Consider the following 11,506-nt stretch of genomic DNA (forward strand, 5'->3'; position numbering starts at 1 on the left):
TAAATAGGCCTCCTTTTTTAGAACAAAACATTTATTTTCGCTTGCTATTGTAACACGTTCATTGATTGGTTAAAAGCAGAACAGCCGCTTGAGCAGCAATTCCTTCCTCCCTGCCCGTAAAACCTAGTCTTTCAGTTGTAGTGGCTTTTACATTAATCTGCTCTGCTTTTGCCTCCAGCAACTCAGCAATTCTCTCTTTCATTGCCGGTATATGAGGTGCCATTTTTGGTTTTTGCGCAATAATGGTACAATCAAGATTAGCTAATGAATACCCTTTTTCCGTTACTAGTTGCCAAACGCGCACTAGGAGTTTGGCAGAATCAGCATCCTTAAAGGCAGGGTCTGTATCAGGAAAATGCTTTCCAATATCCCCTTCTCCTACCGCTCCTAAAAGTGCATCACTAATTGCATGTAAAAGTACATCCGCATCAGAATGACCTTTTAATCCCTTTTCATAGGGAATCTCCACTCCCCCTAAGATAAGCGGCCGATTCACATCAAACGCATGGACGTCAAAGCCTTGTCCAACTCTAAACATAATTTCCCCTCACTTTTAACCTTCTGGTAAACTTAGCCGATTTTTAATAATCGCTTCTGCAAAATATAAATCTTCTATGGTTGTTAATTTAATATTATCGTACTGTCCTTCGACGATTGCAACCGCAACACCAAGCCGTTCCACTAAGCTAGCATCATCTGTTCCTAAAAATTGGTCACGGTCAGCCGACTCATATGCTTGTTTCAAAATAGACATATGAAAAGCTTGTGGGGTTTGAGCCGCCCACAAGCCAGATCGTTCAACTGTTTCCATAATTTGCGCATCTTCTGCCCGTTTTATCGTGTCTTTAACAGGAACAGCAACAATAGCTGCTTTACTTTCCTCCGCTTTTTCAACGAGGCGGCGAATTGTGGAATGCCGGATAAAAGGCCGAGCCCCGTCATGGACTAAAACAATATCTGTTTCCCTGACAGCTTTTAAGGCTTCAAAGACACTTTCTTGCCGTTCCTTTCCTCCCGCTACCATCGCTTTTACTTTATTAATTTTGTATTGATTGATTAGCAATTTAAACGATTCTCTTTCACCCGGATTAATCGATAAATAAATGGCCTTACATAAGGGATCTGTTTCAAATACCTGTAATGTATGGATAATAACTGGAACATTTTGAACGGTAAGAAAGAGCTTATTTTTTCCTGCGTTCATTCTCTTTCCGCTGCCCGCAGCAGGAATTATCACGACGTATTCCATGGTAAGCTCTCCCTCTCTATATATCTACAACGCTCTCTCTAATAATTTTGGTTTCGCAAAAATCATTCGTCCTGCAGAAGTTTGAAGAACACTTGTGACTAATACATCAATGTTTTTGCCAATATAATTTCTGCCTTCTTCAACTACGATCATCGTTCCATCATCGAGGTAGGCAACCCCTTGATTCTGCTCTTTACCATCTTTAATGACCTGTACATTAATTTCTTCCCCAGGCAGAACAACTGGTTTGACCGCATTGGCTAAATCATTGATATTGAGTACGGAAACTCCCTGCAGCTCACAAACTTTATTTAGATTATAATCATTAGTAACTACATAACCATTAATTAATTTCGCCAATTTCACTAGTTTACTATCGACCTCAGAGATTTCCTCAAAATCCCCCTCATATATTTCGACTTTGATCGGGAGTTCTTTTTGAATGCGATTAAGAATATCTAAACCTCTTCTGCCGCGGTTTCGCTTTAAAACATCTGATGAATCGGCAATATGCTGCAGCTCCTCCAAAACAAATTGAGGAATGATAATGGTTCCGGCTAAAAAACCAGTCTGGCAAATATCTGCAATCCGTCCATCAATAATAACACTCGTATCGAGAATTTTGAACTCTTTTCCCATCTCGCTTGGATCTTCTTGTCCTTTTTTCTTGGAACGGCCAGCTTGTGAAAAAAAGCTCATCAGTTCGTCTCGTTTCTTAAAACCAACCTGAAACCCTAAATATCCAAAAATTAAAGTTAAAAGTATAGGAGCAACCGTATTAACTACCGGCACTTCAATCACGTTTAACGCAAATCCTATTAAAAAAGCAACAAAAAGACCAGTCAATAAACCTAAACTTCCAAATAGTATATCAGTAATAGGGGCCTTGATCAGAGATTCCTCGACCCACTTCACAAAATTAACAACATAATCAACCGCCCAAAAAGTAATAAGATAAAAAATAATAGCACCAATCACGGCTGTTACGTATGGATTTGTTATAAATTGAACATCTCCTAATTCAAGAACTGTTAAAACAGCTGGGATAAAAAATATACCTATTGTGACTCCTGTGATAATAAAACAAGCTTGCACAATGCGTTTTAACATTTCTTCACCTCCTTTTAAACATTATAAACAAAATAAGATTTTTGAAACGCTCAATTGCACCGTTTTTAGAAATTGTAAAGAAAAAGACACTAAAATGTTATAGCAATGGGCGGCTATTTTCATAGGGCCGGATTGTCTATTTTCAAAAAATGAAAGTGGGACCCGATTCCTTAACCTTTTTGTTTCAATGTAATCCATGTTTTTTATGTAACGTCCAGGCTTGCAGAACCTACTATATTAAAATAACGAACGAGCCCCTAAAAAAGTTTCACATTTCATTAAAAAGTTATTTGGGAGAACAGTACAAAAACTGGTTCCTTGGACCCTTTCACTTTTTGATATGGGCACGAATGTCTTTATTGTACAAAAAGAATATGTCCATTCTATGACCAAGTTATGAATATTTTTTCATAGGAAAGATATTCATTTGCTTCTATGATCCTCCTAAAGCTGCTTTTAAAGCTTCTTGGAGGGAAGATACCCCTACTACTTGAATTCCTTTTGTAGCTTTTATCGAATCCAGATTATATTTTGGTACAATTACTCTTTGGAAACCGAGTTTTTCAGCTTCTTGAATACGGTTTTCCAGTCGGGTTACCCGGCGGATTTCCCCAGTTAAACCAACCTCTCCAATAAAACAGTCCCCAGGCTTTGTCGGCTGATCACGAAAACTGGAAGCGATACTGATTGCAATTGCTAAATCAATAGCCGGTTCGTCTAATTTAACGCCACCCGCTACTTTTAAATAGGCATCTTGATTTTGGAGCAGCAGACCGACACGTTTTTCTAAAACAGCCATAATAAGAGAAACCCGGTTATGATCAATCCCTGTGGCCATTCTTCTCGGATTCCCGTAGCTCGAAGGGGTGATTAATGCCTGTATTTCTACCAGCATAGGTCTTGTGCCTTCCATAGACGCAACCACCGTTGATCCGGACGATCCCATTGATCTTTCTTCTAAAAAGATTTCTGAGGGATTTTCTACTTCTTCAAGGCCTGTATCTTTCATATCAAAAATACCCATTTCATTGGTCGAGCCAAACCTATTTTTGACTGCCCGTATAATCCGAAAAGTGTGGTGTCTTTCTCCTTCAAAATATAAAACCGTATCAACCATATGCTCAAGTAATTTTGGGCCGGCAATGGCCCCTTCTTTTGTTACATGACCCACTATAAAGATGGCGATACCCTTTGTCTTGGCAATCCTCATGAGTTCTGACGTACATTCACGCACCTGCGATACGCTCCCGGGAGCCGAGGTAACCTCAGAATGATAGACGGTTTGAATCGAGTCAATTACTACAAATTGGGGCTGAACTTGATCAATTGTTGAGATGATTTCTTCTAAATTTGTTTCACTATGCACATAGAGATGATCAGACACAAGTGACAGGCGATTTGCTCTTAGTTTTGTTTGTCTTGTAGATTCCTCACCTGAAACATAGAGAACTTGTTGATTTTTATGTACTAACAGAGCAGAGACCTGAAGTAAGAGCGTCGACTTTCCAATTCCCGGATCACCGCCAATTAACACGAGCGAACCAGGAACAATACCGCCCCCCAACACGCGGTCTAATTCTGATAAACCCGTTAAAATACGGGGTTCCTCCATACTCTCAATATCACGTAAAGGAACAGCTTTCGACATAGTCTGGACGGAGTGCTGAAAAGCTCCCCCACTGAATCTTGTTTTCTTGAGTTTTTCTTCCTGCAGTGTATTCCATTGATTACACCCCGGGCATTTGCCCATCCATTTCGGAGATTCATAACCACATTCATGACAAACGAACTTTGTTTTAACTTTGCTCAAAAAATTTTCTCCTCTCTACACCATACAGCTAAATTATGGAAATTATGCAGAATAGATTAGTTGGTTTGATTGTACCATGTTTATTTTGTAAGGGGATTTGTCTCTTTTTGTTAAAAGGGAGGTTATAAAGAGAAGGAAGGCAGTTTAAAGTCTGCCTTCCGAGATTAACTTTTTGCATTTATTTAGAAATTACTTTAAATTCTCCGTCTTCAACGTCCACTATTACCTTATGGCCTGTTAACACTTGACCCTTCAGCAATTCTTCGGATAAACGGTCTTCGATATGCTTCTGAATCGCTCTTCTTAGCGGTCTGGCTCCATATTCAGGATCGTAGCCAACTTCGGCAATTTTAGCCTTTGCAGCATCTGTAAGTTCAAGCTCAATTTCTTGATCTTTAAGACGCTTCGTTAATTGTTCAGACAATAATGACACAATTTCCTTTAAATGTGGTTTTTCAAGAGCATGGAAGACAATGGTTTCGTCAATTCGGTTTAAAAATTCAGGGCGGAACGCTTTCTTGAGCTCTTCCATTACTTTGCCCTTCATATCTTTATAATCCTGCTCTCCATCTTGAACATTAAAGCCAACATATTTATTGCGCTTTAGTGCTTCTGCTCCTACGTTAGAAGTCATAATCAGAACCGTATTTCTAAAGTCTACGGTTCTTCCTTTTGAATCGGTTAAGCGTCCATCCTCTAATACCTGAAGCAGAATGTTAAATACATCTGGATGTGCTTTCTCAATTTCATCCAATAGGATGACAGAGTAAGGTTTTCTCCGGACTTTTTCTGTTAATTGTCCGCCTTCATCATAGCCTACATAGCCCGGAGGTGAACCGACAAGACGGGAGGTGGTATGTCTTTCCATGAACTCAGACATGTCGATCCGAATCATTGCATCTTCATCGCCAAACATTGCTTCGGCTAAAGCTCGTGCAAGTTCTGTTTTACCTACCCCAGTAGGTCCAAGGAAGATAAAGGACCCGATTGGACGCTTAGGGTCTTTTAAACCAGCTCTTGCCCGTCTAACTGCTTTCGCCACAGCTTTAACGGCTTCATCTTGCCCGATGACGCGAGCATGAAGAATGCTCTCAAGATTAAGCAGCTTTTCTGATTCAGTCTGAGCAAGCTTTGAAACAGGAATTCCCGTCCAATTAGATACAACCGTTGCTATATCATCTACTGTGACTTCAGTATTTTCTTGACCTTGTTTTTCCTTCCAGGATTTCTTCGTTTCTTCTAATTGTTCACGAAGACGCTGCTCTGAGTCCCGTAATGAAGCAGCTTTTTCGAATTCTTGGCTTTGTACCGCTGCATCCTTTTCTTTTCGTACTTCTTCTAATTTTAATTCCAGTTCTTTTAAATTTGGAGGAGTGGTAAATGAGCGTAACCGCACTTTTGAACCGGCTTCATCAATTAAGTCGATCGCTTTGTCAGGTAAGAAACGGTCAGAAATATAGCGGTCCGATAGTTTTACCGCAGCCTCGATTGCTTCATCTGTAATAGTGACACGATGGTGCGCTTCATAGCGGTCACGCAGCCCCCGTAAGATTTGAATCGATTCGTCAACAGATGGTTCATCAACCGTAATTGGCTGGAAACGACGCTCCAGTGCCGCATCCTTTTCAATGTATTTCCGATATTCATCTAAAGTGGTTGCCCCAATACATTGAAGCTCTCCGCGGGCTAGAGACGGTTTTAAAATATTTGACGCATCGATAGCACCCTCTGCTCCACCCGCACCAATTAATGTGTGAAGCTCATCAATGAATAGAATTATATTTCCCGCTTGGCGGATTTCATCCATTACCTTTTTTAAACGGTCTTCAAATTCACCGCGGTACTTAGTTCCAGCCACAACCGTTCCCATATCTAACGTCATAACCCTTTTATCACGTAAAATTTCCGGAACCTCATTTTGAACGATTTGCTGTGCCAAACCTTCAGCAATTGCTGTTTTACCTACCCCAGGCTCCCCAATCAGGACGGGATTGTTTTTTGTTCTTCTGCTAAGTACTTCAATCACTCTTTGAATTTCTTTACTTCTGCCAATCACAGGGTCCAAGCTTCCCTCTCTCGCAATTGCCGTTAAATCACGAGCTAAACTGTCTAATGTCGGGGTACTCGCATTTGAATGGGAAGAGCCCTGGTGGCCGCCTGCTTCGTTGCTTCCTAATAATTGCAAGACTTGTTGTCTCGCTTTATTTAAACTTACACCTAAATTATTAAGGACTCGGGCTGCTACCCCTTCACCCTCGCGAATCAGTCCAAGGAGGATATGCTCGGTTCCAACATAGGAGTGACCTAATTTTCTTGCTTCATCCATAGAAAGTTCGATTACTTTTTTAGCTCTAGGTGTATAATGCGGATTTTGGGATTGATCCTGACCACGCCCAATTAAATTCTCAACCTCTTTTTGGATTTTCTCAGGACTTAAACCTAATCCATATAAAGCCTTTGCCGCAATGCCTTCTCCTTCTCTTACCAATCCAAGCAAAATATGCTCGGTTCCAATATTGCTATGACCTAGTCTCATTGCTTCCTCTTGGGAAAGTGCTAGTACTTTCTGGGCTCTTTCTGTAAATCGTCCAAACATCATCTATGGTACCCTCCTACTCTTTCGATTCTAATATCAGCCTTTCACGAATTAAACCTGCCCGTTTTACATCCCTTTCATGAGGTCTTAAAGGCCCCCCTGCGTATTGCTGTAAAAACCCGGGCTGAGTTAAAATCATAAGTTCATTAAGGATATTGCGGCTAACATTTTTTATATATCCCATATCTATTCCTAGTCTTAGGTCAGATAGACATCGGGCCGCTTCTTTTGATTCAATAATCCTGCTATTAGCAAGGATTCCATATGAACGGAAAATGCGATCTTCTAATTGTATGCCGGAAGTTTTGGCAAGTGCTGACCTTGCTGAACGTTCCTGCTCAATTAATTGAGTAACTACCGTAATTAAATCATCGACAATATCTTCTTCAGACTTTCCAAGTGTTATTTGGTTAGATATCTGAAAAATATTTCCTAAGGCTTCACTGCCTTCGCCATAAATCCCTCTAACAACAAGACCAAGCTGGTTGATCGCCGGTATAAGGCGATTCATTTGCTGGGTTAATACAAGGCCCGGCAGGTGCATCATAACGGATGCTCTTAATCCTGTCCCCACATTAGTTGGGCAGCTTGTTAAATATCCTCTTTCTTCATCAAAGGCAAAATCCATTCTCTGTTCAAGCCAGTTATCAATCTCATTAGCCAGCTGCAATGCTTGCTGGAGCTGCAATCCTGGAAACAGACACTGAATTCTAATATGGTCCTCTTCATTGATCATGATGCTGACTTCTTCATTTTCAGATAATAAACAAGCACCAAACGCAGACTCTTCAGCTAAATTTGGACTAATTAAATGCTTTTCAACAAGCACTCTTTTTTGCAGCGGCTGAAGCTCATCCATTCTTAATAACTCTAATGAAATCGGACATGTATTAGATTTCACTTTTTCCTCAATTTCTTTCACAACAGCTTGTGCTTCTTCATTTGTAAAAATGGTCGGATAACGATAATGCTTCAAATTACGTGCCAGTCTTACCCTGCTTGTTAATACAATATCGGAACTTGGTCCTTCTTCGCTCATCCAAGAACTAACGGTTGAATTTAAAAATTTTTCGATCGACATTATTCCTCTCCTCCCTTAGAATCAGAGGTTATTTCTTTTTCTAAGGTACGAATCTCGTCCCGAACTATAGCAGCCTTTTCAAATTCTTCATCCGCAATTAATTGTTCAAGCTGTGATTTTAGTGATTGCAATTTTTTCCTTAAATGAATCGTTCCGCCTGCTCTTTCCGGAACTTTACCGTGGTGAACGGTATTTCCAGCATGGAATCTTTTTAGAATAGGTTCAAGTGCCGGTTTAAAACTCTCATAGCAATCCGCGCACCCGAATTTCCCCAGCTGTGCAAATTTATGATACGTTAAGCCGCAAGTTTCACACTGTAATGAAGCAGGATGTCCAATCGGTTCTTGTTTAGAATTTTGTAGGATGTGTTGTCCATTTAACATTCCCGCTAATAAATGGTGCACAGAAAAGCCTGGACCGGCTTGAAACATGAACATTTCGCCTTTTTCATGGGCACAGTGCTCACATAAATGAACCTCTGTTTTTTCACCGTTTATAATCTTCGTCAGATGTAAAGTGGCAGGACGTTCATGACATTCCTGACATATCATTCTAACCTCTCCACCTTCCAAGCTTATTTATATTTTAATGTCGTAAGCATAGCCTTTAAAATCCGGGCTCTAAGCTCGTCTCTTTCAGGTAATTGAACCGATAATACAGAGCGGTCCATCACACTTGCCATGATTTTAGCTTCTTGCTTTGTAATAATTCTTTCATTCAATAACCTTTGAATTACATCTATTGCTGTTGCCTGGCTAATTCTTGATTGTAATAGAGATAATAAATGATCAATTAAATGAGCATGCGGCTGATGTCTTACCTTCATAATCCGAATAAATCCGCCTCCGCCGCGTTTACTCTCTACTACATAGCCTCGTTCGATTGTAAATCTTGTATTTATGACGTAGTTAATTTGTGAAGGTACACATTGAAATTTATCTGCGATTTCACTTCTTTTGATCTCAACAATATCCTGATCACTTAATTCCAGAACTTGTTTTAAATACTCCTCGATGATATCAGAGATATTTTTCATCATGCCCCCTCCTACATACTCATTATATTGACTTTGACTATATTTGACATTAATTATACAACAAGCTCCGAATTTTATACAACTATTCTATCCTGTAATTAAAAACAATAGACTTCTGAATTGTATTTTTTCTCGAGAGATTCTCTGATTTTGGAAGTTGACATTCCTTCAATTCCTGATAAGATAAAAGTATAATTACTTTATTGCATAAAAGCGTTTAAGTATAAAAGTGAATATTTGTCTTTTAAAGTAAACAAGTAGAGATATCGCGGGCAGCAATAAGAGACTAGGCGGCGTGGTGAAAGCCTGGGCAGCTGTATCTTGAAATACATTACTTTCATTAATAAAGACTCTACTAGAAAGTGGATGACCTTTGATTCATCAAATAGGGTGGTACCGCGGATTTTGTTCCGTCCCTATATGAACAAGGGTTTTTATTTGTTTAAGGGGGAACATCATCATGAATCATACAAAATCTATTTTATCTCCAACATTTAGAGAAGCGCTTTTTATCTTATTGATTGTGTTTGGGATAATGAGCGGGAGTATTATATTTTTAGAAGCTCCGCCTCATCTACCTATAATTTCTGCATGTATCCTATTAATCCTTTACGGGTTCCTTAAAAAAGTTCCTTTTAAAAAATTAGAACAAGGGATGATCAAAGGAGCTCAATCTGGATTAGGAGCTGTTTTTCTATTCTTTATGATTGGAATTTTGCTTAGCAGCTGGATGGTGAGTGGAACGATTCCAACTCTGATGTATACTGGTTTTGAATTAGCTGCTTTCCCTTACTTTTATGCGATTGTTTTTTCGATTTGTGCGATTGTAGGTGTAGGAATTGGAAGTGCCTTTACAACAGCAAGTACAGTCGGTCTTGCCTTTATTGGGATTGCTGATTCAATTGATGGCTCCCTAGCCATTACGGCAGGTGCCATTATATCTGGTGCATTCTTTGGTGATAAAATGTCACCGCTATCCGATACAACCAACCTTGCATCAGGCGTTGTAAAAGTGGATTTATTTGAACATATCAAAAATATGATGTGGACCACAGTTCCTGCTTTTATGATTTCTTTTATCCTTTTTGCTGTTTTGTCACCAGACCTTTCTGGCCAAGATATGTCAGTTATTAATACACTGCAAACCAGTCTAATTGAAGCAAACCTGGTTCATTGGATGAGCTTTATTCCAATGTTTATCCTAGCCGTGTTAGCCATTAAAAAGGTACATGCCCTTCTTACACTCGGAGTAAGTTCATTTATTGCATGCGTTCTTGGTCTGGTTCAGCAGAAATTAGGAATCGCAGAAATGTTCAATATTTTATTTGCCGGCTATGTATCAAGCACTGGAAATCAAGCAATTGATTCTTTACTGTCGCGTGGCGGCCTTAATAGTATGATGTTTACTGTATCTCTCGTTATTTTAGCACTTGGACTAGGCGGACTTTTATTTACCCTGGGAATTATCCAAAGTATACTGGCTGGCATTAAAAACTGGCTGTCGACTCAGAAGTCCACGATATTAACTTCTGTATCCTGTGCAATGGGCATCAACTTATTTATTGGTGAGCAATATTTATCGATTTTATTAACAGGAGAAGCTTTTGCAGAAAGCTATGAAAAACAAGGGATTGCAAGAAAACATTTATCTCGAGTTTTAGAAGATGCCGGAACCGTAGTTAATCCACTCGTTCCGTGGAGTGTATGTGGCGTATTTTTAACAAGTGTGCTTGGCGTCTCTGCCTTCTCTTATTTACCGTTTACGTTCTTCTGTTTGCTTTGTCCATTATTAACGATTCTTTACGCAGTTTCAGGCTTAGCCGTTTCAAAGAAACAGAAAGCGATAAGAAAATCAGTTGAGGCCTGAGGCAGAAAAACTAAAGTTAATACAGTATAAGTTGCAAGCGGAAGCTAAATGCTTCCGCTTTTTTTATGGCTGTTGCAGGAGGGTGAAAAAGCAGAAGTTTGTATATGCTGCATAAAGTTTAGATTAAAGATTTGTTTCATGATTTACATGTTCCGAACGGATCTCCTTTTCTTGCGTAAATTTGGATTTTCGTTCGAATGATACAAATTCCTATTTATTTGAACAAAAACCGTTCTGCTGTATCTATTTAGAAACCTTTATACCTAAATATTCTGTTTCCATACCGATATTTAAATTTGCTTGCCCATCAAATATCATTTAACTATTTTTACCTTTTAGATATCCCACAAAAGATCACATTCTTAAAAGCTTTCCTGAATGATACGCTCTGCGTATGGTTTTCATTTATACAAAAAAAAACAACCTAGGATCAAAACCCTAGGTTGTTTTGCTTTGCCTGGCAACGTCCTACTCTCGCAGGGGGAGAGCCCCCAACTACCATCGGCGCTGAGAAGCTTAACTTCCGTGTTCGGGATGGGAACGGGTGTGACCTTCTCGCCATAGCTACCAGACCTTATAAATGCAGAGAACGTCGTTCTCTCAAAACTAGATAACGACTAAAGAATAAGGTAAGGACCAAAATCACCATAAACTTGGTTAAGTCCTCGATCGATTAGTATCTGTCAGCTCCACACGTCACCGTGCTTCCACCTCAGACCTATCTACCTTGTCATCTTCAAGGGATCTTACTTGCATA

The 11,506-nt window shown here is 39.6% G+C and carries 9 protein-coding genes and 2 rRNA genes; 1 reads left to right on the forward strand and 10 read right to left on the reverse strand.

Features of this window, described 5'->3' with window-relative positions; translation table 11 throughout:
• Positions 1–58: 58 nt before the first annotated feature.
• The 8 genes from ispF to MLE14_RS17385 form a co-directional block, all read right to left on the reverse strand.
• Complete coding sequence (gene ispF / locus MLE14_RS17350) at positions 59–538, reverse strand: 2-C-methyl-D-erythritol 2,4-cyclodiphosphate synthase (protein ID WP_243299676.1); 480 nt, start codon at positions 536–538, stop codon at positions 59–61.
• 15 nt (positions 539–553) lie between these two features.
• Positions 554–1,249, reverse strand: coding sequence for a 2-C-methyl-D-erythritol 4-phosphate cytidylyltransferase (ispD, locus tag MLE14_RS17355; RefSeq protein ID WP_243299677.1), 696 nt, complete (start codon positions 1,247–1,249; stop codon positions 554–556).
• Positions 1,250–1,273: 24 nt separating this feature from the next.
• Positions 1,274–2,359, reverse strand: coding sequence for a PIN/TRAM domain-containing protein (locus MLE14_RS17360; RefSeq protein WP_243299678.1), 1,086 nt, complete (start codon positions 2,357–2,359; stop codon positions 1,274–1,276).
• 433 nt (positions 2,360–2,792) lie between these two features.
• Complete coding sequence (radA, locus tag MLE14_RS17365; protein WP_243299679.1) at positions 2,793–4,169, reverse strand: DNA repair protein RadA; 1,377 nt, start codon at positions 4,167–4,169, stop codon at positions 2,793–2,795.
• Between the two features lie 178 nt (positions 4,170–4,347).
• Complete coding sequence (gene clpC / locus MLE14_RS17370; protein ID WP_243299680.1) at positions 4,348–6,768, reverse strand: ATP-dependent protease ATP-binding subunit ClpC; 2,421 nt, start codon at positions 6,766–6,768, stop codon at positions 4,348–4,350.
• Positions 6,769–6,781: 13 nt separating this feature from the next.
• A complete protein-coding gene (locus MLE14_RS17375) occupies positions 6,782–7,846 on the reverse strand; it encodes a protein arginine kinase (protein WP_243299681.1) in 1,065 nt (354 codons plus the stop codon).
• Positions 7,846–8,397, reverse strand: coding sequence for a UvrB/UvrC motif-containing protein (locus MLE14_RS17380; protein ID WP_243299682.1), 552 nt, complete (start codon positions 8,395–8,397; stop codon positions 7,846–7,848). Before MLE14_RS17380 ends, MLE14_RS17375 begins: the two co-directional genes overlap by 1 nt.
• Before the next feature lie 23 nt (positions 8,398–8,420).
• Positions 8,421–8,882, reverse strand: coding sequence for a CtsR family transcriptional regulator (locus MLE14_RS17385; RefSeq protein ID WP_243299683.1), 462 nt, complete (start codon positions 8,880–8,882; stop codon positions 8,421–8,423).
• Between the two features lie 460 nt (positions 8,883–9,342).
• On the opposite strand from MLE14_RS17385, the gene nhaC reads away from it, so the two are divergent.
• Positions 9,343–10,749 (forward strand): Na+/H+ antiporter NhaC, encoded by a 1,407-nt coding sequence (gene nhaC / locus MLE14_RS17390; RefSeq protein WP_243299684.1) that lies wholly within the window; start codon positions 9,343–9,345, stop codon positions 10,747–10,749.
• Between the two features lie 455 nt (positions 10,750–11,204).
• Here nhaC and rrf read toward each other — a convergent pair.
• Positions 11,205–11,321, reverse strand: a 5S ribosomal RNA gene (gene rrf / locus MLE14_RS17395).
• An 81-nt stretch (positions 11,322–11,402) separates the two neighbouring features.
• A 23S ribosomal RNA gene (locus tag MLE14_RS17400) occupies positions 11,403–11,506 on the reverse strand; the annotation flags it as partial.

The organism is Bacillus litorisediminis, from assembly GCF_022808645.1.
Classification (GTDB): Bacteria; Bacillota; Bacilli; order Bacillales; family JC228; genus Bacillus_BF; species Bacillus_BF litorisediminis.